Source organism: Brevibacterium sp. SIMBA_078 (assembly GCF_046534565.1).
In the GTDB taxonomy this organism is placed as follows: Bacteria; Actinomycetota; Actinomycetes; order Actinomycetales; family Brevibacteriaceae; genus Brevibacterium.
In genome coordinates this window covers 1-265 of record NZ_JAWRYQ010000286.1, presented here as the reverse complement: position 1 = coordinate 265, position 265 = coordinate 1, and the positions used below count along the sequence as shown (strand labels likewise).

Here is a 265-nt window from a genome sequence, read left to right as displayed (position 1 = left end):
CGACAGTGTATTAGCACTTATGTTACTCGAAAGCAGTCAAGGCAAAGAAGTTAAGGTAGTATGTGAAGGCCCTGACGCAGAGCCTGCACTTAATGCAATTGGTGAGCTCATTGACCAACGATTTAATGAGCAAGAGTAATCCTGCTTATAAGCTAAGGTTAATAGTGGTTGAGGTAGTTTACTGATATAAAGTAAGATAAAGCGATACCCCATCATCGTGTAATAAAATTTAATTAAGGACGCCAATGCCTGAAGCTTTAGAACA

1 protein-coding gene is annotated in these 265 nt (G+C 39.2%); it reads left to right on the top strand.

What is annotated here, in order from left to right:
* The coding region (locus SB749_RS19750) for an HPr family phosphocarrier protein (RefSeq protein WP_410711803.1) at positions 1-139 on the top strand (139 nt) is incomplete at its 5' end.
* Between the last annotated feature and the right edge of the window lie 126 nt (positions 140-265).